Source organism: Mycolicibacter virginiensis, from assembly GCF_022374935.2.
GTDB classification, from domain to species: Bacteria; Actinomycetota; Actinomycetes; order Mycobacteriales; family Mycobacteriaceae; genus Mycobacterium; species Mycobacterium virginiense.
Genome location: NZ_CP092430.2, coordinates 1,047,855 through 1,072,085, shown reverse-complemented (window position 1 = coordinate 1,072,085; position 24,231 = coordinate 1,047,855). Strand labels below are relative to the sequence as shown.

24 protein-coding genes are annotated in these 24,231 nt (G+C 67.4%); 14 read left to right on the top strand and 10 right to left on the bottom strand.

Features of this window, described 5'->3' with window-relative positions; genetic code table 11:
• Positions 1-4 precede the first annotated feature (4 nt).
• The 7 genes from MJO54_RS05275 to MJO54_RS05245 are packed head-to-tail and all read left to right on the top strand — an operon-like array spanning position 5 to position 8,908.
• Positions 5-1,600: an acyl-CoA carboxylase subunit beta gene (locus MJO54_RS05275; protein WP_046284172.1), complete on the top strand. Its 1,596-nt coding sequence runs from the start codon at positions 5-7 to the stop codon at positions 1,598-1,600.
• An 8-nt stretch (positions 1,601-1,608) separates the two neighbouring features.
• Positions 1,609-3,594 carry an acetyl/propionyl/methylcrotonyl-CoA carboxylase subunit alpha gene (locus MJO54_RS05270; protein WP_065152088.1) on the top strand — a complete coding sequence of 662 codons (1,986 nt, stop codon included), beginning with the start codon at positions 1,609-1,611 and terminating at the stop codon, positions 3,592-3,594.
• A complete protein-coding gene (locus tag MJO54_RS05265; protein WP_046284174.1) occupies positions 3,591-4,757 on the top strand; it encodes an acyl-CoA dehydrogenase family protein in 1,167 nt (388 codons plus the stop codon). The genes MJO54_RS05270 and MJO54_RS05265 overlap by 4 nt, the downstream gene beginning before the upstream one ends.
• 10 nt (positions 4,758-4,767) lie before the next feature.
• Positions 4,768-5,556 carry an enoyl-CoA hydratase family protein gene (locus MJO54_RS05260; protein ID WP_046284175.1) on the top strand — a complete coding sequence of 263 codons (789 nt, stop codon included), beginning with the start codon at positions 4,768-4,770 and terminating at the stop codon, positions 5,554-5,556.
• 58 nt (positions 5,557-5,614) lie between these two features.
• Entirely contained in the window at positions 5,615-6,214 is a 600-nt protein-coding gene (locus tag MJO54_RS05255; protein WP_046284176.1) for a DUF1707 SHOCT-like domain-containing protein, read from the top strand.
• Positions 6,215-6,269: 55 nt separating this feature from the next.
• Positions 6,270-7,727 (top strand): biotin carboxylase, encoded by a 1,458-nt coding sequence (locus MJO54_RS05250; RefSeq protein WP_240175738.1) that lies wholly within the window; start codon positions 6,270-6,272, stop codon positions 7,725-7,727.
• Complete coding sequence (locus MJO54_RS05245) at positions 7,724-8,908, top strand: serine hydrolase domain-containing protein (protein WP_046284177.1); 1,185 nt, start codon at positions 7,724-7,726, stop codon at positions 8,906-8,908. The genes MJO54_RS05250 and MJO54_RS05245 overlap by 4 nt, the downstream gene beginning before the upstream one ends.
• A gap of 161 nt (positions 8,909-9,069) precedes the next feature.
• Here the strand turns inward: MJO54_RS05245 and MJO54_RS05240 are convergent, their stop codons facing one another.
• Positions 9,070-9,705, bottom strand: coding sequence for a TetR/AcrR family transcriptional regulator (locus tag MJO54_RS05240; RefSeq protein ID WP_064890614.1), 636 nt, complete (start codon positions 9,703-9,705; stop codon positions 9,070-9,072).
• A gap of 68 nt (positions 9,706-9,773) precedes the next feature.
• Here MJO54_RS05240 and MJO54_RS05235 point away from each other — a divergent pair, with 68 nt between their 5' ends.
• Positions 9,774-10,688, top strand: a complete 915-nt coding sequence (locus tag MJO54_RS05235) for an oxygenase MpaB family protein (protein ID WP_046284179.1) — start codon at positions 9,774-9,776, stop codon at positions 10,686-10,688.
• Positions 10,689-10,699: 11 nt separating this feature from the next.
• On the opposite strand, the gene MJO54_RS05230 is transcribed toward MJO54_RS05235, so the two are convergent.
• Entirely contained in the window at positions 10,700-11,056 is a 357-nt protein-coding gene (locus MJO54_RS05230) for a hypothetical protein (protein ID WP_065152087.1), read from the bottom strand.
• 184 nt (positions 11,057-11,240) lie between these two features.
• Here MJO54_RS05230 and MJO54_RS05225 point away from each other — a divergent pair, with 184 nt between their 5' ends.
• The 5 genes from MJO54_RS05225 to MJO54_RS05205 are packed head-to-tail and all read left to right on the top strand — an operon-like array spanning position 11,241 to position 14,440.
• Positions 11,241-11,552 carry a DUF2563 family protein gene (locus MJO54_RS05225; RefSeq protein WP_064890620.1) on the top strand — a complete coding sequence of 104 codons (312 nt, stop codon included), beginning with the start codon at positions 11,241-11,243 and terminating at the stop codon, positions 11,550-11,552.
• On the top strand, positions 11,549-12,982 hold the full coding sequence (locus tag MJO54_RS05220; protein ID WP_065152086.1) for a putative alpha/beta hydrolase: 1,434 nt from the start codon (positions 11,549-11,551) through the stop codon (positions 12,980-12,982). Before MJO54_RS05225 ends, MJO54_RS05220 begins: the two co-directional genes overlap by 4 nt.
• A 23-nt stretch (positions 12,983-13,005) precedes the next feature.
• Positions 13,006-13,284, top strand: coding sequence for a hypothetical protein (locus MJO54_RS05215; RefSeq protein ID WP_046284182.1), 279 nt, complete (start codon positions 13,006-13,008; stop codon positions 13,282-13,284).
• A gap of 10 nt (positions 13,285-13,294) precedes the next feature.
• Positions 13,295-13,801: an LpqN/LpqT family lipoprotein gene (locus MJO54_RS05210; RefSeq protein ID WP_165604516.1), complete on the top strand. Its 507-nt coding sequence runs from the start codon at positions 13,295-13,297 to the stop codon at positions 13,799-13,801.
• Between the two features lie 21 nt (positions 13,802-13,822).
• Positions 13,823-14,440 carry a class I SAM-dependent methyltransferase gene (locus MJO54_RS05205; protein ID WP_064890626.1) on the top strand — a complete coding sequence of 206 codons (618 nt, stop codon included), beginning with the start codon at positions 13,823-13,825 and terminating at the stop codon, positions 14,438-14,440.
• Here MJO54_RS05205 and mnhG read toward each other — a convergent pair.
• The 8 genes from mnhG to MJO54_RS05165 all read right to left on the bottom strand — a co-directional run bounded on the left by mnhG (position 14,425) and on the right by MJO54_RS05165 (position 22,428).
• Positions 14,425-14,772 (bottom strand): monovalent cation/H(+) antiporter subunit G, encoded by a 348-nt coding sequence (gene mnhG, locus MJO54_RS05200; protein ID WP_064890628.1) that lies wholly within the window; start codon positions 14,770-14,772, stop codon positions 14,425-14,427. The two genes, MJO54_RS05205 and mnhG, sit on opposite strands and share 16 nt — an antisense overlap.
• The gene (locus MJO54_RS05195) at positions 14,769-15,050 is read right to left on the bottom strand and encodes a monovalent cation/H+ antiporter complex subunit F (protein WP_064890656.1); all 282 of its coding nucleotides are present in this window, start codon (positions 15,048-15,050) and stop codon (positions 14,769-14,771) included. The genes mnhG and MJO54_RS05195 overlap by 4 nt, the downstream gene beginning before the upstream one ends.
• Positions 15,047-15,574 (bottom strand): Na+/H+ antiporter subunit E, encoded by a 528-nt coding sequence (locus MJO54_RS05190; RefSeq protein WP_064890630.1) that lies wholly within the window; start codon positions 15,572-15,574, stop codon positions 15,047-15,049. Before MJO54_RS05190 ends, MJO54_RS05195 begins: the two co-directional genes overlap by 4 nt.
• Entirely contained in the window at positions 15,571-17,169 is a 1,599-nt protein-coding gene (locus MJO54_RS05185; protein ID WP_396877396.1) for a Na+/H+ antiporter subunit D, read from the bottom strand. Before MJO54_RS05185 ends, MJO54_RS05190 begins: the two co-directional genes overlap by 4 nt.
• Positions 17,166-17,615, bottom strand: coding sequence for a Na(+)/H(+) antiporter subunit C (locus MJO54_RS05180; protein WP_064890632.1), 450 nt, complete (start codon positions 17,613-17,615; stop codon positions 17,166-17,168). The genes MJO54_RS05185 and MJO54_RS05180 overlap by 4 nt, the downstream gene beginning before the upstream one ends.
• Positions 17,612-20,506 (bottom strand): Na+/H+ antiporter subunit A, encoded by a 2,895-nt coding sequence (locus MJO54_RS05175; protein WP_064890658.1) that lies wholly within the window; start codon positions 20,504-20,506, stop codon positions 17,612-17,614. Before MJO54_RS05175 ends, MJO54_RS05180 begins: the two co-directional genes overlap by 4 nt.
• 249 nt (positions 20,507-20,755) lie before the next feature.
• The gene (locus MJO54_RS05170; protein WP_064890660.1) at positions 20,756-21,412 is read right to left on the bottom strand and encodes a response regulator; all 657 of its coding nucleotides are present in this window, start codon (positions 21,410-21,412) and stop codon (positions 20,756-20,758) included.
• Positions 21,412-22,428, bottom strand: coding sequence for a sensor histidine kinase (locus MJO54_RS05165; protein WP_064890662.1), 1,017 nt, complete (start codon positions 22,426-22,428; stop codon positions 21,412-21,414). Before MJO54_RS05165 ends, MJO54_RS05170 begins: the two co-directional genes overlap by 1 nt.
• A gap of 424 nt (positions 22,429-22,852) precedes the next feature.
• Between MJO54_RS05165 and MJO54_RS23595 the strand changes: the two genes are divergently transcribed.
• Positions 22,853-24,217, top strand: coding sequence for a PPE family protein, SVP subgroup (locus MJO54_RS23595; RefSeq protein WP_064890634.1), 1,365 nt, complete (start codon positions 22,853-22,855; stop codon positions 24,215-24,217).
• Positions 24,218-24,231 lie beyond the last annotated feature (14 nt).

Below are 24,231 nucleotides of genomic sequence, written 5' to 3'. Positions count from 1 at the left end.
GGCTATGACCACCCTGAAGTCCACCCTCGACCCCAACTCCCCCGCCTATAACGAGGCGGCACAGGCGCTGACCGACAAACTCGCCGAGATCGACGCCGAGCACGCCAAAGCACTCGCCGGCGGCGGACCCAAGTACGTCGAGCGCCACCATTCCCGCGGCAAGCTCACCGCCCGGGAACGCATCGAGGCGCTGATCGACGCCGACTCACCGTTCCTGGAACTGTGCCCCTTGGCCGCCTGGGGCAGCGCCTTCCAGGTCGGGGCCAGCCTGGTCACCGGGATCGGCGCGGTCGAAGGCGTGGAGTGCATGATCGTAGCCAACGACCCGACGGTTAAGGGCGGCACGTCCAACCCCTGGACGCTGCGCAAGATCCTGCGGGCCAACAAGATCGCCCTGGAGAACCGGCTTCCGGTGATCTCCCTGGTGGAATCCGGCGGAGCGGACCTGCCCACCCAGAAGGAAGTCTTCATCCCGGGCGGTCAGATGTTCCGCGACCTGACGCGCCTGTCGGCCGCCGGCATCCCCACTATCGCGCTGGTGTTCGGCAACTCCACCGCCGGTGGAGCCTATGTGCCCGGCATGTCCGATCACGTGGTGATGATCAAGGAACGGTCCAAGGTATTCCTGGCCGGACCACCGCTGGTGAAGATGGCCACCGGCGAAGAGTCCGACGACGAATCACTCGGCGGCGCCGAGATGCACTCGCGCACTTCGGGGCTGGGTGATTACCTCGCCAACGACGAGCTTGACGCGGTGCGGATCGGTCGACGGATCGTGGCCCGGCTGAACTGGGCCAAGCAGGGCCCGAAGCCCAAGCCGGTGACCGAGCCGCTGTTCGACTCCGAAGAGCTGATCGGCATCGTGCCTGCCGACCTGCGCATCCCGTTCGACCCCCGCGAAGTGATCGCCCGGATCGTCGACGGTTCGGACTTCGATGAGTTCAAGCCGCTCTACGGGTCTTCGTTGGTGACCGGTTGGGCACGGCTACACGGATATCCGATCGGCATCCTGGCCAATGCGCGGGGCGTGCTGTTCAGCGAAGAATCCCAGAAGGCCACCCAGTTCATCCAGTTGGCCAACCGCTCCAATACCCCATTGTTGTTCCTGCACAACACCACCGGCTACATGGTGGGCAAGGACTACGAAGAGGGTGGCATGATCAAGCACGGCTCGATGATGATCAACGCCGTATCCAATTCGACGGTGCCGCACATCTCGCTGCTGCTGGGCGCCTCCTACGGCGCCGGGCACTACGGCATGTGTGGGCGCGCCTACGATCCCCGTTTTCTGTTCGCGTGGCCATCGGCCAAGTCCTCGGTGATGGGCGGGGCGCAGCTCGCGGGCGTGCTGTCCATCGTGAACCGGGCGGCCACCGAGGCCCGCGGGCAACAGGTCGACGAGCAGGCCGACGCCGCCATGCGTGCCATGGTCGAGGGCCAGATCGAAGCCGAGTCACTGCCGCTCGTGCTGTCGGGGATGCTCTACGACGACGGCGTGATCGACCCGCGCGATACCCGCACTGTATTGGGAATGTGTTTGTCCGCCATCGCCAGTGGCCCGATCGAGGGGACGTCGAACTTCGGCGTCTTCCGGATGTGAGGACTCCGATGATCAGCACCGTTCTGGTGGCCAATCGCGGCGAGATCGCCCGACGGGTCTTCGCCACCTGCCGTCGCCTGGGCCTGGGCACCGTCGCGGTCTACACCGACCCCGATGCGGGCATGCCGCACGTGGCCGAAGCCGACGCGAAGGTGCGCCTGCCGCAGACCTCCAGCTACCTGTCCGCCGAGGCGATCATCGCCGCGGCTCAGGCCGCCGGCGCCGACGCCATCCACCCCGGCTACGGATTCCTTTCCGAGAACGCCGACTTCGCCGCCGCCGTGCAGGCCGCCGGTCTGACCTGGGTCGGACCGCCGGTAGCCGCGGTGACCTCGATGGGTTCCAAGATCGAGTCGAAGAAGATGATGGCCGCCGCGGGGGTGCCGGTTCTCGAAGAACTCGACCCGGCAACCGTAACCGCCGCTCAACTGCCGGTGCTGGTGAAGGCCTCCGCGGGCGGCGGCGGCCGCGGCATGCGGGTGGTCAGCGAATTGTCTGCCCTGGCAAGCGAAGTGGAAGCAGCCCAACGTGAGGCCGCTTCGGCGTTCGGTGACCCGACGGTGTTCTGCGAGCGCTATCTGCCGACCGGGCACCACATCGAGGTGCAGGTGATGGCCGATCAGCACGGCACGGTGTGGGCGGTCGGTGAACGGGAATGCTCGATTCAGCGCCGCCACCAGAAAGTCATCGAGGAGGCGCCCTCGCCGTTGGTGGAACGCACCCCCGGGATGCGCGCCAAATTGTTCGAGGCTGCCCGGTTGGCCGCCAGCGCGATCGGCTACACCGGCGCGGGCACCGTGGAGTTCCTGGCCGACTCCCGCGGCGAGTTCTACTTCCTGGAGATGAACACCCGACTGCAGGTCGAGCATCCGGTCACCGAGGAGACCACCGGTGTCGACCTGGTCGAACTGCAGATCGCGGTGGCCGACGGGGCCCGTCTGGACGCCGAACCGCCGGCCGCGCAGGGGCATTCGATCGAGGTTCGCCTCTACGCCGAGGACCCCGCCCACGGGTGGCAGCCGCAGGCCGGGCTCGTGCACGCCCTCGACGTTCCGGGAGTGGCGGCACAGTTCGAGACGCTGTCCCGGCGCACCGGCGTCCGGCTGGACTCCGGCATCGTCGGCGGGTCGACGGTGTCCATTCACTACGACCCGATGCTGGCCAAGGTGATCAGCTACGCGCCAACCCGTCGGCAGGCCGCAACCGTGCTCGCCGGCGCGCTGGCGCGAACCCGGCTGCACGGCCTTCGCACCAACCGTGACCTGCTGGTCAACGTGCTGCGCCATCCGGCCTTCCTGGACGGGGCGACCGACACGGCGTTCTTCGACACCCACGGTCTAACGGAACTGTCGGCGCCACTGGCCGACGCCGCCACAGTGCAGACCAGTGCGATCGCGGCCGCCCTGGCCGACGCCGCACACAATCGGGCCACCGCGCAGGTGTTCGGCTCCATTCCCGGCGGTTGGCGCAACCTGGCCTCGGGTTTTCAGTCCAAGGGCTACCTCGACGACGCCGGCACCGAACATCGGATCGAATACCGTTTCACCCGAACGGGGTTGATCGTCAACGGCGCCGAAGTCACCCTGATTTCGTCGACTCCGGATGAAGTGGTGCTGGCCGATCCGGTCGGCGTCGCCCGCACGTTCACCGTCGCCCGGTACGGTTCCGACGTTTACGTCGACTCCCCCGCCGGGGGTGTCCACCTGGTCGCGTTGCCCCGATTCCCCGATCCAGAGTCGGCGGTCGCGCAGGGATCGCTGCTGGCGCCCATGCCCGGCAACGTGATTCGGCTGGGTGCAGCCGTCGGCGATCAGGTGAGCGCGGGCCAGCCACTGATCTGGCTGGAAGCCATGAAGATGGAGCACACCATCAGCGCGCCGTCCGACGGCGTGCTCACCCAACTCGACGTCAAGCCGGGCGACCAAGTAGAGGTCGGCGCCGTGCTGGCCCGTGTCGAAAGTCTCGAAACATCAGCAGAAGGAGAACTCCCATGAGCGACACCAGCTTCATCGAAAGCGACGAACGGCGTGCACTGCGCGAGTCGGTCGCGGCGATGGCCCGCAACTACGGCCAGGACTACTACCTGGAGAAGGCCCGCGCCGGCGAGCACACCGACGAACTGTGGAACGAGGCAGGCAAACTCGGCTTCATCGGTGTCAACCTGCCCGAGGAGTACGGCGGCGGCGGCGCCGGCATGTACGAGCTGTCGCTGGTCATGGAGGAGATGTCGGCCAACGGCTGCGCTCTGCTGATGATGGTCGTCTCGCCGGCCATCAACGGCACCATCATCTCCAAGTTCGGCACCGACGAGCAGAAGAAGCGGTGGATCCCCGGTATCGCCGACGGCTCGCTGACCATGGCGTTCGCCATCACCGAGCCCGACGCCGGATCGAACTCGCACAAGATCACCACCACCGCGCGCCGCGACGGGTCGGACTGGATCCTCAAGGGCCAGAAGACCTTCATCTCCGGCGTCGACCAGGCGCAGGCCGTGCTGGTGGTCGGCCGCAGCGAGGACGCCAAGACCGGCAACCTGCGGCCCGCACTGTTCGTGGTGCCCACCGACACCCCCGGTTTGAGCTGGACGCCGATCGAGATGGAACTGGTCAGCCCCGAGCGCCAGTTCCAGGTGTTCCTCGACGACGTGCGGCTGCCGGCCGACGCGCTGGTGGGCTCCGAGGACGCCGCCATCGCGCAGCTGTTCGCGGGCCTGAACCCCGAGCGCATCATGGGCGCGGCCAGCGCGGTCGGCATGGGCCGCTTCGCGATTGGCAAGGCGGTCGACTACGTCACCACCCGCCAGGTGTGGAAGACCCCCATCGGCGCGCACCAGGGCCTGTCGCATCCGCTGGCCCAGAACCACATCGAGATCCAGCTGGCCAAGCTGATGATGCAGAAGGCCGCGACGCTCTATGACGCCGGCGACGACTTCGGCGCGGCCGAGGCGGCCAACATGGCCAAGTACGCCGCCGGGGAGGCATCCACTCGGGCGGTCGACCAGGCGGTGCAGTCGCTCGGCGGCAACGGCCTGACCAAGGAGTACGGCATCGCCGCGGCGGTCACCTCGTCCCGGCTGGCGCGGATCGCGCCGGTGAGCCGGGAGATGATCCTCAACTTCGTCGCGCAGACCTCGCTGGGCCTGCCTCGAAGCTACTGAGGTCGTCCTGATGGACACGCTCGTCTCCTACGCCGGGCCGGAAGACACCGGCGACGGTTCGGCCCGGCTCACCCTGGACTCCCCGCACAACCGCAACGCGCTGTCGTCGAAGCTGGTCGCCCAGCTGCATGCCGGGCTGCGCGACGCGGCGGCCGACCCGAACGTGCGGGTGGTGGTGCTGGGCCACACCGGCAGCACGTTCTGCGCCGGCGCGGACCTGAGTGAGGCCACCGGCGACCCAGATGCCAGTCCCGGAGACCTGGCCGCGGACCGGGCCCGCGAAATGGCGGCACTGCTGCGGGCGATCGTCGAGTGCCCACGGCCGGTGATCGCGGCGGTGGACGGGCACGTACGGGCCGGCGGCATGGGGCTCGTCGGCGCCTGCGACCTCGCGGTCGCCGGGCCGGCCAGCACCTTCGCGCTGACTGAGGCCCGCATCGGCGTGGCGCCGTCGATCATCTCGCTGACGCTGCTGCCCAAGCTGGCGCCGCGGGCCGCGGCCCGCTACTACCTGACCGGCGAGAAGTTCGGCGCGGTCGAAGCCGCGGCGATCGGGCTGATCACCTTGGCGACTGACGATGTCGGAGCGGCGGTCGCGGACCTGGTCGCCAACCTGCGGCTGGGGTCCCCGCAGGGGCTGGCCGCCTCCAAGGCCCTGACCACCGCGGCGGTACTGGCCGGGTTCGACCGGGACGCCGAGCCGCTCAGCGTCGCCTCGGCGCGGATGTTCGTCTCCGATGAGGCGCGGGAAGGGATGCTGGCGTTTTTGCAGAAGCGCCCACCCAGCTGGGCTCAGTAACCCCACTTTGGGGAACCCAGCTTGCGGCAAACGCGGTTAGTCGTAGGCTACGTATCCGATGAGGAACTCAACCCGGCGCGGCGTCGACACCACTGGCGCCCAGTCGCGCGCCGCTGACACCGACCGGATCCAGTTGGCGCAGGTGCTCGGCGACGCCGTCGCGCAGGGTCAGTTGCCGATGAGCGAGTACGAGGCGCGGCTCGCCAAGGCCTACGCGGCGCAGACCTACGACGAGCTCGACGGCCTGCGTGCCGACCTGCCGGGCTCCTCGGTGTGCCCGCATCGCGGTGGTGATTGCAAACCCGCGCCGTCGACGTTGCTGCTGGCGATCATGAGCTCCTTCGAGCGGCGCGGTCGGTGGAACGTGCCCAAGCGGCTGACCACCTTCTCGCTGTGGGGCGGCGGCGTGATCGACCTGCGTTACGCCGACTTCACCTCGCCGGACGTCGAGATCAACGCCTACTCCATCATGGGCGGGCAGACCATTCTGCTGCCGCCCGAGGTCAACGTCGACATCCACGGTTATGGCGTGATGGGCGGCTTTGACCAGCATGTCGAAGGCACCGGCACCCCCGGTGCACCGACGGTGAAGGTGCGCGGCTTCTCGCTGTGGGGCGGGGTCGGCATTCGGCGCAAGAGCCGCAAACGTCGCAGCTGACGCCGGGCCGCATCGACCTCGACACGTGCGCTAGAGCAGGCGCACACTTTTGGGCATGGAAGCGCCGCGCCGCTGTCTGAACGGCATCTCCGACGTGCGCGCGTTCTTCCACACCAACACCGCACCGCTGTATTTCATCTCGCCGACCCCGTTCAACCTGCTGGGCATCGACCGCTGGGTTCGAAACTTCTTCTACCTGACCTACTTCGACTCTTTCGAGGGCGCCCATTCGCGAGTGTTCGTACCCCGGCGCCGTGACCGCATCGACTTCGACTCCATGGGAGACGTCTGCAACCACCTGCTGCGTGATTCCGAAACGCTCGACTTCATCGCCCGACGCGGCCCCGGCGGCCGGGCCTGTTTTGTGATGCTCGACGAGGAGACCCAGGCCCTGACGCGCCAGGCCGGGCTCAACGTCATGCACCCCCCTGCTGAACTTCGCCATCGCCTCGGTTCCAAGATCGTCATGACGCGCCTGGCCGACGAAGCGGGTGTGCCGAGCGTGCCGCACGCGATCGGCCGGGTGGGCTCCTACGACGAGTTGGTGGCGCTGGCGCAGAGCGCCGACCTCGGCGATGACCTGGTGGTCGAGGCCGCGTACGGCAACGCCGGCAGCGCGACGTTTTTCGTGTGCGGCCGGGGCGACTGGGACCACTGCGCCGGCAACCTGGTCGACCAGGAGATCAAAGTCATGAAGCGCATTCGCAACGTCGAGATATGTCTCGAAGGTGCGGTGACCCGCCACGGCACGGTGATCGGCCCCGCGATGACGAGTCTGGTCGGCTACCCGGAGCTGACGCCGAACAAGGGCAGCTGGTGCGGCAACGATGTCTGGCGCGAGGCCCTGCCGCCCGCCCAGAAGCACATCGCGCGCCAGATGGTGCGCAAGCTGGGCGATGTCCTGAAGCGCGAAGGCTACCGCGGCTACTTCGAAGTGGACCTGTTGCACGATCTCGATGCCGACGAGCTCTACCTCGGCGAGGTCAACCCGCGGCTGTCCGGGGCGAGCCCGATGACCAATCTGACCACCGAGGCCTACGCCGACATCCCGCTGTTCCTGTTCCACCTGCTCGAGTACATGGATGTCGACTACGAACTCGACATCGACGAGATCAACGCACGCTGGGAACGCGGCTACGGCGACAACGAGGTCTGGGGTCAACTGATCCTCTCGGAGACCGCCTCGGACGTCGAACTGTTCACCGCGACGCCGCGCACCGGAGTGTGGCGCCTCGACGACGAGGGGCGCGCCTCCTTCGCCCGGCAGGGCAATGACTGGGCCACCCTGCTCGACGAGTCCGAGGCCTTCTACATGCGGGTGGCGGCACCGGGTGATTTGCGCTGCCAGGGCGCTCAACTCGGTGTGCTCGTCACCCGCGGGCACCTGCAGACCCCGGACTATCAGCTCACCGAGCGCTGCCGACGATGGGTCAACGGCCTCAAGGCGCAGTTCGCCTCCACCCCGCTGGCCCCGGCCACGCCGATCGTCTCCCGGCTCGTCGCACGCGCGTGAGCGCCGTCGCGCCCGGTCACCGCCCGGCCGGGATCTCCCTAGAAAACTGGCTGTCCGACCCGTATTCGCAGTGGTCGTTTCAGCACGTCGAAGACTTCGTGGCGACTGCGGTGATTGCGCGTGGGACCGGGCCCGTCGCGGCATGGCCCGCGACGGGCGCCGAGCTGGCCGAGGTCCCGGTGACCACCAGCGAGGGGGCCGTCACGACCGTCGGTGCCGTCATGGACGCCACCGCGACCGACGGGTGGGCCGTCGCCCACCGCGGCGCGCTGGTGGCCGAGGAGTACCGGGGCGCAATGAGCGCACACACCCGGCACCTGCTGTTCTCGGTGAGCAAGTCGATGGTGGCCGCGGTCGTCGGCGCGCTGCACGGTACTGGGGCGATCGCCCTTGATGCACCGGTCACCTCATACGTGCCTGCCCTGGCCGACTGCGGCTACGCCGGGGCGACGGTGCGCCACCTGCTGGATATGAGATCGGGTATCGCCTTCTCGGACAATTACCTGCACCCGACCGCGGAGATACACGCCCTCGACGAGGCCGTCGGTTGGGCCCCCAGAGGCAGCGAGGACGGTCCGGCCACCCTGCGCGACTTCCTGCTGACGTTGCGGCAGAAGTCGGAACACGGCGGCGCGTTCGAATACCGGTCATGCGAAACCGACGTGCTGGGCTGGATCTGCGAGGTCGCGGGCGGCCAGCGGATGCCCGATCTGATGTCGGAACTGCTGTGGAGCCGCATCGGTGCGCAATGTGACGCCACCATCGGCGTGGACCCGGTCGGCACTGGATTCTTCGACGGCGGCATCAGCACCTGCCTTACCGACCTGATCCGATTCGGGTCGCTGTTCTCCCGCGACGGTGTCTCGTTGACCGGCCGGCAGGTGGTGCCGGCGGCGTGGATCGCCGACACGCTCGACGGCGGTCCGGACTCACGTCAGGCGTTCGCCGCCAGCCCGGACGACACCGGAATGCCCGGCGGGATGTACCGCAATCAGGTGTGGTTCCCCTATCCGGGCAACACCGTGGTGTTGTGCCAAGGCATGTGCGGCCAGCTGATCTACGTCGATCGGGCCGCGGAGGTGGTCGCCGCCAAGGTTTCCACCCAGTCCTACGCAGCCGACTCCCGGATGCTGTCGGACACCCTGCGCGCCTTCGATGCGATAGCGCAAGCGCTGGCCTAGCGGTGGTCGCAAGCGCGGCGAAGCCGGGCGCAGCGGGCCACCGCCATCGGCCTAGCGGTGGTCGCAAGCGCGGCGAAGCCGGGCGCAGCGGGCCACCGCCATCGGCCTAGCGGTGGTCGCAAGCGCGGCGAAGCCGGGCGCAGCGGGCCGCCGCCATAAAACTAGCCCCGGAACAGGGCCGGATCGTCGAGTTGGCCCAGCAGCGCGGTCAGCTGGTTCACCAGTTGGTCCGGCGCCAGGTTGATATCCCCGGCCAGCCAGGCACTGATTGTCTGGGCCACCCCGCCGACCACGAAATGCGCGACCGCCTTGATGTGGTCGTTGCCCGGCACCCGCAAGACGTTCTGCACGTGGCGGCCGGACAACATCGCGAACAGTGCACTGGATTCAGCGCGTTTGCGCACTAGCAGTGCATTGGTCAGCTGCGTGCTGAACAGCATTCGGCCGACGCGGGCGTCCCCGGCAATGGCAGACACCAGATGGGCCATGCCGGCCCGGGTCTGCTCGGCATAAGGCACCGCGGCAACGGCGGCCTGGGTGCTGGTCGCCAAGTCACCGACCACCCGGTCGAACACCGCGGCCACGAACTCGTCCTTGTCGGCGAAACTCTCATAGAAATACCGCGACGCCACACCGGCTCGGTGGCAGATCCCTCGCACGGTCAACTCGACCAACTCGCGGGCTCCCAGCACGTCGAGACCGGCAGCTAGCAGGCGTTCCCGGCGCTCGGCCAGCCGGTCGGCTGCTTGCACACCTCGGTAGGGGCGCTCGGGAACGGCGGAAACCACGTCCACCATCTTGACACCGGGCTCTCAGCTAGGCAATATCAGGAAACCGACGTTCTCACAATTAGCGAGGTGCAGTAATGACAATCAGCGAGCCGGTTCCCTTGGTGGAGCGTTCGGTGAACGACTCGCTGGGTGCGCACCCCGCCCCACGCCGACGTTCGTGGTTGCCACAGGTCACCTGTGACGACAACATGATGATGGGCGTGGCATTGTTGGCCGGCCCCGCCAACGTGATCATGCAACTGGCGCGGCCCGGGGTGGGCTACGGCGTGATGGAGAGCAAGGTCGAAAGCGGCCGGGTGGACCTGCATCCGATCAAGCGAGCTCGCACCACGTTCACCTATCTGGTGGTTTCCACCCAAGGCAGCGACGCGCAGAAGGCCGCCTTCCGCGAAGCGGTCAACAGTGCGCACCGCCAGGTTCGCTCGACCGCCGACAGCCCGGTGAAGTACAACGCATTCGACCGTGACCTGCAGCTGTGGGTGGGAGCCTGCCTCTACAAGGGCAACGTCGACATCCACCGCATCTTCCTCGGTGAGATGGACGACGAGCATGCCGACCGGCATTACCGCAACGAGGGCAAGGCGATGGCCACCATGTTGCAGGTGCCTGAGGACATGTGGCCCGCCGACCGGGCCGCCTTTGACCGGTACTGGCAGGAGCAGCTGGACAAGGTCCACATCGACGACGCCGTTCGCGAGTACCTGAAGCCGATCGCGGCGAGCCGGCTGCGGGGCCTGACCCTGCCCGGCCCATTGCAGCGGGCGAACGAGCGGCTCGCGCTGCTGATCACAACCGGTTTCCTGCCGCAGCGCTTCCGCGACGAGATGCAGCTGCCGTGGGACGCCGACAAGCAACGCCGGTTCGACCGGTTGATGGGCGTTCTTCGGGGAATCAACAACCTGCTACCGCAGTTCTTGCGCGGCTTCCCCTTCAACCTGATCCTGTGGGACCTCGACCGCCGTATCCGCGCCGGTCGCCCGCTGGTGTGACCGGGCCGCTGTCAGGCGTTCTTGGTCAACACCCACCAGATGGTGGTTGACGAGCCGGCCAGTTTCCCGGCCAGGGTCTTCTGATCGAAGGAATGGGTCAGCTTCCCGTCATCGATGGTCCATACCCACCTATTGCCCTCGAGGTGGGCATCCTTGTCCCAGCCGATGGCGGTGTCGCGGACGTTCAGACAGCCTGGGCCGCACGGGGACAAGAACCAGGGGTAGGCCGACCCGGCCCGGACGATTCCGGCGCCGTCGGTGATGGTCATGGTGTAGGAACCCGACAGTGGTCCCGGCCCGCTCGGGTTGAACACCTCGACGGCGGTGCCGACCAGGGCTGCCGCAACGACAACACCTTTCAGGCTCACGGCTGGCGCTCCTTTTCTCCCGGCCTTCCGCCCGCAATCCCGTTAGGCCGAATCTAGGATTCGCCCCCCGGTGGCGAAACAGGGTTTTCCCTTGCTGCTGGCCGATCTGCTGCGGGTGAATTGACGGTTCAGCCCCCGCCGGTAGGCTTTGACCTCGACACAAGCGGACGGAAGGTGGCAGGCGATGCACGTCAACCCCCATGTGTTGCGCACCGGAGCAAACGTGTCCGACGACGCCGGCGGGCACGCCAACGACGGTGCTCAGCGCCTCGACGTGGCCGGCGTGACCGCCAAAATGTTCGGCGATTTCGATGACGCGCACGGTTTCCACGCCGCGTTGGGCAGCGCCAAGGACAGTCATCGCGACGCCCTGCAGGGCCACCACCAGAACCTCACCGGCATAGCCGAGAACGTGCGCACCGCCGCCGCCGGCTTCACCGAGATGGACAACCACAACGCCAAACTGTTGCGGGACGTCGCCGGCCCCCAACAGTGAGTCGTCCCACCCTGCAGCACCTGAACGTCGACGAACTCGTCGCGCAGGCTGGTGGTGATCCGTGGGCGATCGACGACAGTCTGCAGGCCGGCAGCCCCACCCAGATCAACTTCTTGGCCCAGGCCTTCCACTCCGCCGCCGGTTCGGCCACCGCCGCCGAAGAGTCCTTCCGCACCGCCGAAGAACACTTCACGCAGTACAACCGCGAAAACGGCGAGCAACCCATCAACAACGGCGCCGAAGTCCAGCGTGTCAAAGACAGCCTGCACGCCACCAACGAGCAACTCGGACAGATCGCCGCCGACCTCGAGACCATCGCCGCCGCACTGGCTCAAGCCCGCGGAACCTCCCGCGGCAACATCAAGTCACTGAATGAGAACCTGGGGACCGCCGACTATCTGATCGGCCACTACCTCGACCTGGAGAGCCAGGGCCTGGATCGCAACGCCGATATCGAGGAGGTTCGTCGGGCAGCCAAGGCCGACACCGAGACGGCCCTGCACAACGAGACGTTTATCCGCAACGATTACTCCAAGACACTGAAACAGGCTCTGACCAACCTGCGCGTCAAGGACGGCTACGACCCAGACGTCGTGGTCCGCAAGTTCGACGCCGACAGCGAGCCCGCAGCCGGCAACGGCGCTCCGGGGACCGCCAGCCCAACCAACGGCACGCCCAACGGCCACGCCGACGGCGGCGCCGGGCAGACACCGCCCGCAGGCGGTACCCCAGCGGGAGCCGACGGCGGCGCCGGCGGCAATGGCGGCGCCAATGGCCAAGCCCCCGGAACGCCGGACGGTAAAGCCGGGGACGGCGGCGCCGGGGCAACCCCACCGCCGTGGGTGCCACCGGGCACGCCGGTGATGACCCGGCCGCAGGGCCCGCCACCTACCCCGACCAAGCCGACGGAGATCAACGGCAAGTGGGGGAACGTCGGGGATGGCCTCGCCGCGGCCGGTGGGCAGGCAAATGCTCCCTGGGTCCGGCCAGACCTGCCGGCATTCGCTCCGGGCGGGTCGCCGAGCCCCGCCATTCCCGGCGGTGTCCCGGTTTCCCAAGCCATGGAGGGCGTCGAGAAGTTCGGCAAACGCCTGGGCTTCTTCGGGAACGTCGTCACCGTGGCGAACGGGGCCATGGAGTTCAACAACGATTTGAACAACGGCGTCCCCTGGACCACCGCCGCGGTCGATGTGGTCCCCAAGACCGTTGGTGATGTCACCGGAGGCTTGGTGGGCGCCGGGCTGGGAGCCCAGACAGGTGCAGAAATCGGGGCGGTCGTCGGCACCTTCTTCGGTCCTGGGCCGGGAACCGCCATCGGAGCGGTCCTCGGTGCCGGCACCGGAGCGGTAGTCGGCGGCTTCGTCGGCAGCGAGTTCGGCAAGGAAGTGGGCGAAGGAATTTCGAATGTCTGGCATGGCTTGTTCGGCTGACTTCGGCACACCGGTAAGGGAGATTGATCATCACTAACGCAAACGGCATCATCGGGGTCGCCCTGCTGGTGATGCTTCTCATCGCCATCCCGGTGGACCCCCGCAAGGACGCGATGTCGAAGTGGCTTTATTGGCTGATCGGACCGATGGTGTCGGCCACATTGTTCGCGATCGCGTTTTACAGCTCGATGAAGAATCCCCAAACGTCCGACCTGATCGGTGCGGTCGCCGCCGGGGCGGTCTTCTCCTACCTCGGCTTCGGCGGCGCCTACCTCCGCAAGCTCTGGCGGCCCGGGCGATAAGGAGTTGGCAGTGGAAAATTCTGGTCGCCCACCCGGCGAGGGATCGATCACGTTGGATCCCCGCGACGTCGACGAACCGACGATCACCCTCCCGCGGCCTCCCGGCTGGGAGTTCCTGCCCAGCAATGACTCACCGCCGGTGCGCGGCGTGCTCTACAGCCAGGAACTGCGCCGGCACGGTTTCACCCCGAATGCGGTGGTGACGATGGAGGACCTCACCGGCCAGGTCGCACTGCCGGCGCAGGCCTTGGCCAAGGAACGCGCCGCGGTGAGCGCCGTCATCGGCGAGCTCGACACCGACATCCCAGGCACGGTGTCGGGCTTTCCGAGCAGAACGATCACCTACAACCTGCAGGGCCGACCCGCGACCGGCCTGCTCATCGCCGTGCAGAACACCAAGGCCCGGATCTGGGTCATCACGGTCACCCTGCAGACCACCGACGCCGACAACCCCCACTACATCGCCGCCAAGCAGGCAGTACTGGATTCGTTGGAAGTCCGCCTGCCCACCCCGTGACGCCCCTGGGAGAATGCACTCATGGTCGAGCAGAGCCTCTGGATGCAGAAAGTCGCCGCCGATCCCGGGCATTCGCAGTGGTATATCGAACGCTTCCGCGAGATGGCCCGCGCCGGTAACGATCTGGCGGGCGAAGCACGCTTGATCGACGCGATGGCTTCCCGTGGCGCCCGCATCCTCGACGCCGGCTGCGGCCCCGGCCGAGTCGCCGGCGTCCTGGCCAAGTGCGGCCACGACGTGGTCGGTGTCGACGTCGACCCGGAGCTCATCGAGGCCGCCGAAAAGGACTATCCCGGACCGCGCTATCTCGTGGGCGACCTCGCCGAGCTCGACCTGCCCGCCCGCGGCATCTCCGAACCGTTCGATCTCATCGTGTCCGCGGGCAACGTCATGGCATTTGTCGCCCCGAGCACGCGCGCGGAGATCCTGCGCCGGTTGCGCGTCCACTGCGCCGACGACGGCCGGACCGTGATCGGCTTCGGCGCCAACCGGGACTACGACTTCGATCAGTTCCTGCGCGACGCGTCGGCCGCCGGTTTCGCGACCGATCTCCTGCTGGCCACCTGGGACCTGCGGCCCTTCACCGCGGACTCCGATTTCCTGGTCGCGGTGCTGCGCCCCGCTCACAGCGGCAGCTGATCGTCCTCGGTCAGCTCGCCGAGCTGGTCAACGCTCAGCACCTCGGTCATGTCCTGCTCCTGGTAGGCCAGCCGACCCACCCGGTGTGCGACCACCGGCGCGGTGATCAGGGTGAACAGGATGCTCACCGTCACCATGCCCGCATCGTGGCTGCCGCGTAGTCGGATCAACGCACCGAACAGCACCAGCAACAGGCCCAACACCTGCGGTTTGGTCGCCGAGTGCATCCGGGCCAAGGTGTCGGGGAACCGCACCACCCCGATGGCCGCCGTCAGCGCGAGCACCGAACCGGCGAGCACCAGCACGCCGGCGAGCACGTCGAGCAGGATCACGATTGCCTCCCCAGGTCAGGTGCGTCGTCAGGCACCCGGAAGCGTGCCACGCTCACCGACCCGATGAAGCCGACCAGCGCCAGTGCCGCGAGGCTGTAGGTCACGGTGGTGTCGCGACTGACCGCAGCCCAGATACCGATACCGCACATGGTCATTGCCGCCAGCGTGTCCAGCGCCACCAGCCGGTCCAAGGTACTGGGGCCGGCCAGCAGCCGATACATCGTGATGACGGCGGCGAAGCCCAACAGCACACCCGCCGTTCCCCAGATCACGTTCATGCGTCCACCCCCGCCGGCAGCCACTCGTCGTCACGCTCGAAGGCGGCGATCAACAATCGCTCAACCTGCGCGACCTGCTGAAAGAAACGTTCGACCGCTGGCGCAGACCCGACATCGATCACGTGGCAATACAGAATCCGGCGTACCTGATCGATCTCCAGCACCATCGATCCGGGAATCAACGTGGTGATGTTGGCGGCCAGCACCAAAACCAGGTCGGATTTGATGGTCAGCGGCACCCGTAGCACCCCGGTGCGCGGCGGCGGTCCGGGTCGGATCGCCAGCCACATCAACTGGATGCTGGACTCGATGAGGTACCAGGTGAACAGCCCCAACAGCCTCACCAGTGGCACCAGATGCACCCGGCCCTGCACCGGTACGGGGGGCATCGGCAGCAAGACCATGATCACGATCGCGACCACGATCCCCGTGACGATGTTGGGGATCGTGAAGCGGCCCCACAACAGCACCCACACGGTCGCCAGCGCCGACACCGCGAAGATCCTCAGCGCGAGAGCCCTCATGGTGTACCCACCGACAACACGGTCGAGATGTATTCGCCCCGGTCCAGAACCTCGGCGGCCGCCCGCTCGGTGTAGGCGAAAATCGGACCTGCCAGGACGCTCAGCGACAGACCCAGCACGATCAGCGCGAGGGTCGGGACCACCATCCACGTCGGCATCTTTCCGACGTCATCACGGTCGTTGTAGGCAACGTCGCCGACGTCGTCAAGCAGCACCGGCGGAGCGGCGAGCACGAGCTCTCCCTCGGGGGCGTCGACGCGGCGGCGCCAAAACGCCATGGTCCACACCCGCGCCAGCACGTACAACGTCAGCAGACTGGTCACGACCGCGCCGCCCACCAGGCACCAGGCCAGCACCGATCCGTCACCTACCCCGGCCTGCAGCACGGCGGTCTTGCCGATGAAGCCCGAAAAAGGCGGAATACCACCGAGATTGAACGCGGGAATCAGGAACACAAAAGCCAACAACGGATTGGCGATCAGACCGCCCAGCCGGTGCAGCGACGAGGCGCCGCCCTGGCGTTCGATCAGTCCGGCCGCCAGGAACAGGGTGGTCATCACGATGATGTGGTGCATTACGTAGAAGATCGCGCCCGACATACCCAGCTGGCTCGACAACGCGACCCCGAACATCATGAAACCGATGTGGCTGACCAACGTGAAGGACAAGATCCGCTTGATATCGCTTTGCGCGATGGCACCGAAGATCCCGATCAGCATGGTCAACAGCGCCGCGACCAGCAACACCGAGTCGAGGCCGCCGTCGGGGAACAGCAGGGAGTGCGCCCGGATGATCGCGTACACACCGACTTTGGTCAGAATCCCGGCGAAGACCGCGGTGATCGGGGCGGGCGCGGTGGGATACGCGTCCGGCAACCACGCCGACAGTGGGAACACCGCGGCCTTGATGCCGAACGCCACCAGCAGCACCGCGAACACCGCGCTTCGGGTGCCGCTGGGCAGCGCGCCGGTCCGCGTCGCCAGTTCGGCGAGGTTCAAGGTTCCGGTCGAGGCGTAGACCAGGGCGATGCCCAACAGAAAGACCAACGACGAGGCCATCGAGACCATCACGTAGCCGATGCCGGCGCGGATGCGTTCGGCACTGGCGCCGATGGTCAGCAAGACGAAGCTCGCCGAGAGCAGCATCTCGAACCCGACAAACAGGTTGAACAGGTCACCGGCAAGAAACGCCAGGGAGACGCCGGTAGCCAGGGTCAGATAGGTGGGCAGGAAGATCGACACCGGCTGGCGGTCGTCGCCGTCGCGCACGCCCTGCCCGATGGCATAGACCATGACCGCCAGCAACACGACCGCCGACACCACCAGCATCAGTGCCGACAATCGGTCGACGACCAGGCTGATGCCCAGCGGCCCCACCTTCTGCTCGGTCGGACCCCAGCCTCCGACATGCAGCACCAGGGTGCCGTTGCGGTCGGTCAGATACAGCAGCGCCGCGCTGACCGCGGCCACCGCACACAGCACACCGATGGTGATCGGGCGCTGGAGCCGGGGACGACGGCCGACGATCAGCGTCAGTGCCGCGCCCAGCGTGGGCAGCAACACCGGCAGCGGCATCAAGACAGCGGCGAGACTCACCGTGACACCTCGCTTTCGGGAACGGCGTCGAGGTCACCGGCGGCCACTGGCACGCCCTGTTCCGGTTCGGCGGCGATGACCTCTTCGTCGGACAGCTGCGAGACGCGGGTGGCTTCCTGGTCGTCGCCGATGTCGTCCGTGGTCGTCAGGTTGTAAGAGCGGTAGGTCAGGGCTAGCACGAACGCGCCCACGCCCATGGTGATGACGATGGAGGTCAGCACCATGGCCTGAGCCAGCGGGTCGGCGTCGGTTTCCTTACCGGAGCTGGCCCAGAGGATCGGCGGATTCCCGTCAGGTCCGCCGACATCGATGATCAGCAGGTTGATGGCATTCCCGATCATCATCAGGCCCAATAACATTCGGGTCAGGCTGCGTTCCAGCAACATGTAGACCCCGCACGACGTGAGCCCGGCGGCCATCAGCAACGGAATCAGATGGGCGGTCATGACACTCCTGCCAACGGTCGGGTCGGGGGATGCGATTCAAGCTCCTGGTCCAATCGCACGCCCAGGCTGCGCAGCACATCGAGCACCATGCCGACCACAACCAGATACACGCCCAGATCGAAGAACAATGACGTCACCACATCGACGTGCCCCACCACCGGCAACGTGAAGCTCAGCACCGCCGAGGACAGCACCGGCGCCCCCAGGAACAATGACGCCAGCGCGGTCCCACCGACCAAGGCCAGCCCCACACCCAGGATCTTGCTGGAGTCCAGGGGCAGTGTCTCGCCGAGCTCGTATCGACCGCCGGCCAGGTAGCGCAATGCCAGCCCCAGTCCGGCGGCTAGCCCGCCCGCGAAGCCACCGCCGGGATAGTTGTGCCCGGCGAACAGGAAGTAGATCGAGACCACCATGATCAGCGGGAAGATGACCCGCGTCGCGACCTCCAGCACCAGCGACCGCTCGTTGGGATCGTGGTAAGCGCTGCCCCGCAGCCAGGTGGTGGACCCGATCGCCGGGCTGTAGGGCGTGGTGATGCCCGCGGTCTTGCGCGGCGTGCCGGCATCGGCAATCCGTGGTGCCCGGCCGAATCGGCGGTTGCGGAACACCATCGAGGCCACACCGGTCGCGGCGACCAGCAGCACCGAGATCTCACCGAGGGTGTCCCAGGCTCGGATATCGACCAGCAGCACGTTGACGGTGTTGGCTCCGTGGCCGCGGACGTACGCCGCTTCGGGCAACGCTTCGGCCACGCCGTCGCGGGTGCGCGCCGCCATCGCGAAGGCCGCCAGCACCGCGACGCTGACGCCTGCCGCGGCGGCCAGCACTATGCGCGGCAGCCGGTTCAGCGCCATGGTGGGTCGCTCGGCCTCCGCCGGAAGCGTGCGCAACACAAGCACGAAGATCACCAGGGTCACGGTCTCGACCAGCAGCTGGGTCAGGGCCAGGTCGGGCGCACCGTGGAAAGCGAATGCCGCCGCGCACCCGTAACCAGTCACCCCGACCATCAACACCGCGGACAGCCGGTTGCGAGCCATGGTCGCGCCGATCCCGCCGGCGACCACCAGCACCGCGACGGTCAACTGCAGCGGGGTGTCCCACAGGTGCAGTTCGACCTGGTTTCGCGCGCCCAATGCCAGCGCCGTCAGCGGGAGCACCACCAGCGTCGCGAAGATCATCCCCTGGTTAACCGGCAGGGAGCCCCGCTGGGTGATACCGGTCAGCCGCACCGCTGCCACATCGAGCAGCCGAAGGACTTCGTCATAGATGCGATCCGCCTTGCCCATCGGCAGCCGGCGCAACCGGGACAGACGCAGCGGGCCACGGGCGGCGAACACACCGGTGCCGACCACCAGGACCAGTGCCGACAGCAACACCGGCAGACCCACGCCGTGCCACAGCGCCAGGTGATAGCCGGTTCCGCCGGGCATGGTGTCGGCGTAGCTGCGCAACACGGTGTCGAGGGTGAGCGCACACAACCCCAAGACCAGGCTGGCGCCGGCCAGCACGGCCGGAGGTGCCAGGAAGGACACTTCCGGTCGGTGCAGTTCGGCCACGGGAGCACTCGGCACGGTCCGGCCCTTGCTGGCGAAGCCGCCCCACACGAACCGCACGCTGTAGATCACGGTGAACATCGAGGCGAGCACGCCCGCGGCCAGCACGTACGGACCGGCAGAGCCCAGGACCGTGGACTGTGCCTCGGCGCCGAAGATGGTCTCCTTGGCGATGAAGCCCACGAACGGCGGTACTCCGGCCATGCTGGCGGCGGCCGCGGCGGCGATCACGAACAGCGCCGGACAACGGCGTCCGAGTCCGGCCAGTTCACGCAGATCGCGGGTGCCGGTGGCATGGTCGATGATCCCGACCACCATGAACAGGGTGGCCTTGGCCGCCGCGTGCGCGCACATGGCGGTCAGCCCGGCCAGCATGAGGTCACCGGTGCCGGCTCCGACCAGCACGATCATCAGGCCCAGCTGGCTGACGGTGCTGTATGCCAGCAGCAGCTTGAGGTCGTACTCGCGCACAGCCCGCCATCCGGCCAACAGCGCGGTGGCCAAGCCCAGAATCAGCAGCGTGGGCCGCCATCCGGGCGAATCGGCGAACCCCGGGGCGAGCCTCGCCACCAGATAGATCCCGGCCTTGACCATGGCCGCGGCGTGCAGGTAAGCGCTGACTGGTGTCGGTGCCGCCATGGCGCCCGGCAGCCAGAAGTGCAGCGGCACGATCGCCGACTTGCTGAGCGCGCCGACCAGGATCAGCAGCACCCCAACGGTGACGACGGTGCCCGACGGGGGATGGGCCACCAGCTCCGACAACAGGTATGTGCCCGCGGCGTTGCCGAGCATGATGATGCCGACCAGCATGGCCAGCCCGCCGGCGGTGGTCACCAGCAACGCCTGGATGGCGGCGCGGCGATTGACCGCACGTTCGGCGTAGTGACCGATCAGCAGGAACGACAACACCGTCGTCATTTCCCAGAAGACGTAGAGCACCAGTGCGTTGTCGGCGACCATCAGCCCGAACATCGCTCCGGCGAAACCGACCATCTTCGCGGCGAAGCTGGGCAGCCGCGGATCGGTCCCATGCGCCCCGACCGGCCGGAAGTATGCGGCGCAGTAGAACAAGACCAGGGCGCCGATCCCCAGCGCCAGCACGCACATGATCGCGCTCAATGAATCGAACCGCAGCGCGATGTCCATCGACAGTCCGGGCACCCAGGGCACCGTGACGCGATGGTCGGCGGCCGGGCCGGCCGGCCAGTTCGCCACCACCCAACCCAGCGATACCAGCGGGATCGATCCCAGCGGATAGAACGCCGCCCTGCCCCACCTGCGCACCAACGCTGGTGCGGCAGCGGTGCCAACAACATGGGCAAGCAGTATCGCCAGCATCACGCTCCACGGGCCGTTTCGTTTAAGTCGATGCGTTCAGTCGTGGCCAATCGTGAGGAGACCGCGGACGCGCTCAGAACACGGCCGCACCCATCTCCCACCACCACTGATTCCAGTTTGTGTGGTGCGGCGGCCGCGCGCCATGGAATACAACCCCCATTCGGCGGGGGGTGAAACACCCATAGTTGGTGGCGGCGTCCCGTCCCCCGGCTGCGCCGCCCTTGCGAACGCCGCTACGGACGCGCCCGCCTACGGCTCGATCAACCCGGTCCTGATTGCATACCGGGTGAGCGCGAGGCGGTCACGCAAGCCCAGTTTCTGCAGGGTGTTGGTCCGGTGGCGGTCGACCGTCTTGGCGCTGATGCCGAGCGTCTTAGCGATCTCCCGCGCCGAGAAGCCCTCGGCGATCAGCTTGAGGACTTCCTCTTCCCGGGGCGTGAGGATGGTCTCGGGCAACGTATTGCCGTGCCGCGCCCGGTGCAGGTAGTCGCGGATCAGGGCGGTCACCGCACCGGCGTAGAGAAACGGCTCACCGCGAATCGTGGCCCGGCACGCCTCGAGCAGGTCGCGGTCGGCTACCGACTTCAAGACGTAGCCCGACGCGCCGGCCTTGAGGGCTTCGAAGAAATACTGCTCGTTGTCGTGCATCGACAGCATCAGCACCCGCACGTGGGGATGGTTGCGGTTGATCTCGCGGGCGGCCTGCAGTCCCGTCATCCGCGGCATCGCGATGTCCAGAATGGCCAGGTCGACGGGAGTGTCCTGTAACGCCGCGAGCGCCTCTGCGCCGTCGGCGGCCTCGGCGACGACGGACAGGTCGGGCTCGGCGTCCAGAATCATCCGCAGCCCACTGCGCATCAGGGCGTGATCGTCGGCCAGCAGGATGCGTGCCGGCTGGGTCGGCATCATGACCGTCCCACCCCCGGTCGGCCCGGCACCACCAGCCGGATTTCGGTGCCTTGCTCGGCCGACGAGGTGATGGTCAGGGTGCCGTGCACCAGCAGGGCGCGCTCGCGCATTCCGGTGATACCCGCGCCTTCGGCGCTCATCCCGCCCGTACCGTCATCGGAGATCCGCAGGGTCAGCTCCCCCGCTGCATCGACGTGCAAATCCAGCCACACCTTCTGCGCGCCGGAGTGCCGGGCGATATTGGTCAAGCTCTCCTGCACTATGCGATAGCACACCAACTCCACGTTGGGATTCAATCGTTCCGCTTGCGGACCAATGTCTTTGACCACATCGATGCCGCTCGCCTGGGTGAACTGGTTGCACAGCGCCTGCAGTGCACTCTGTAAGCCGAGGTCTTCCAACGCATCCGGGCGCAGCCGACGCGCAATGCCGCGCACTTCGTCGAGACTTGCCCGCACGATCTCCTGCGCGTCCGCGAGGTCACCGCGTATTCCATCCGGCGCGGCGTCGACGGCTCGTTTGAGGGTGAGCAGGGCAACGGTGAGGGTTTGGCCGATCTCATCGTGCAACTCCCTGGCGATCCGCTGCCGCTCGTTCTCCTGCGCGACAAGCACCAAGGCACTCGAGGAGGCGCGTTCGGTCTCCAGCCGGTCCAGCATGGCGTTGAACGACGCCATCAGGTGGTGCAGATCACTGTCGCCGGTATCGTCCACCCGGTCGGTGTGCCGGAGTAGATCAACCCGTCGCATGGACGCAGCGAGCCGGTCCAGCGGGGCCAGGCTTGACCGCAACAGCAGGGCGTTGGCCCCCACCACGACTGCCAGCCCAATGACCAGCACCGGGATCTCGGCCAATCGGACAGGCCCCGAAACGGTGGCGGGCGACATGGCCAGCACCAAGGTGCCGAAGGTGAAGACCAAACCGTTGATCAGAACGACACGCCGAATAAACCCCCGCGCGGGCGCGCTCGCCCGCCGCCGAAATCGGTCGACGAGCCCAGTCCAACGGCTCATACCACCACCCTGGTCTGCCCGGCACGCAATGTCCATACGGGTCGCCCTGACATGCGAATGGGTGTCAAACACCATGGCGAGGCACCGCTTCGGGCTCGGAGAATGGTGGTACGCCCAGCGCATCGTCGGCTTTGACCCCTTGGTCGAGGTGTTTGCCGCCCGGAGTGTCGAGCCCCCTGGTGAAGCGCCGGGCGAGTTAGATCGAACGGACCACACCACCGAACCGTGACCGGAGGGATGCAACTGCAATGGACCGCTGTACCCGAGCGCGGCGTCCCGCAGCGCCCGGCTCCGCCGCGCTTGCGAACGCCGCAACCCGAGCGCGGCGTCCCGCAGCGCCCGGCTCCGCCGCGCTTGCGAACGCCGCAACCCGAGCGCGGCGTCCCGCAGCGCCCGGCTCCGCCGCTACCGGCATCCACCGCGAATGAATTTCGCTGCGTTGCCGCCGGAAGTCAACTCCGGTCTCATGTACCTCGGCGCCGGCTCGGGGCCGATGCTCGCCGCGGCGACTGCCTGGAGCGGACTGGCGGCCGAACTGCACACGGCGGCAGCAGGTTACGAATCGGTGGTCGCCGAGTTGACCAGCTCGGCTTGGTCGGGTCCGTCCTCGGCGGCGATGGCGGCTGCGGCTACCCCGTTCACGACGTGGCTGAACACCACCGCAACTCAGGCTGAAAAGACTGCCCTGCAAGCGAAAGCGGCTGTGGCCGCCTACGAGGCTGCGTTCGCCTTGACGGTTCCCCCGCCGATCATCGCGGCCAACCGTGCACGATTGCTGACCCTGTTGGCCACCAACGTGCTGGGCCAGAATGCCGCCGCAATCGCGGCCACCGAAGCCGAATACGGCGAGATGTGGGCGCAGGACGCGACCGCGATGTACAGCTATTCGGCCCTGTCGACGACCGCCAGAGAGCTGGAGCCCTTCGCGCCGCCGCCGCAGACCAGTAACCCTGCGGGACCAATCAGCCAGACCGCCGCTCAGGGCAATCCCGCTGCCAACCTCGCGCAGACGGTGTCGTCTCGACTGGCCTCCACGCTGACCGGGCCCGGCTCGGCGGAGGCCGCCCAAGGGTTGCCCGGCGTAGCGTTGCCGAGCGACCTCCCGTCTGGATTCTTCGACTGGATGGCCGTCATCGCCGACGAGACCGCCCTTGGGATCGCCCTGCCGATGTCGATCCTCGGTGTCTTCCTGGCGGGCGCGGCAATGCATTTCGCCGAGCAGGACTCCCAAGAGATCTTCGACACCCAGGACATCCTCCGGGCCGGCCAGAAACGCATCTTGAACGCTCTGGACCAGTTGGGAGTGCACGAGGAACTGCCGTCGATGGAGAACCTCCGAATTCCCCACGAAGCGGTCGTGGTGTCCATGGGCGAGGCGTTCCCGCTCGGGGCGCTGTCAACGCCCATCAGTTGGGCCGAGGTCGCCCCCGAGATCCGCCACGCCAGCTTCTCGACGCCGCTCGGCGCCGCCGCCGCCACGTCACCGGCCGGGCTGGGCACGGCATTCGGCCAGATGGCCCTGGCCGGTATGGGCGGCAGCGCGTTGGCCGGCGCCATGAACCAGCGCCGCTCGGAGGGCGGCAAGGCGACTGCTGCCGTCGCGTCCGCAGGGTCCGGCAAGCCGTCCTCGGATTCGGCGGAGCAAACAGCGGTGGCAGCGGCGCATTCCCCGCTGACCTCGGTGGTGGAGCTGGCGGCTGGGATCCGCGAACTCGGCGAACTGCACGACGCCGGCTATCTGACCGGCGAGGAGTTCGCCGCACAAAAGCGCCGCCTGCTGTCCCGGTAACTCCCTGGGCCGCG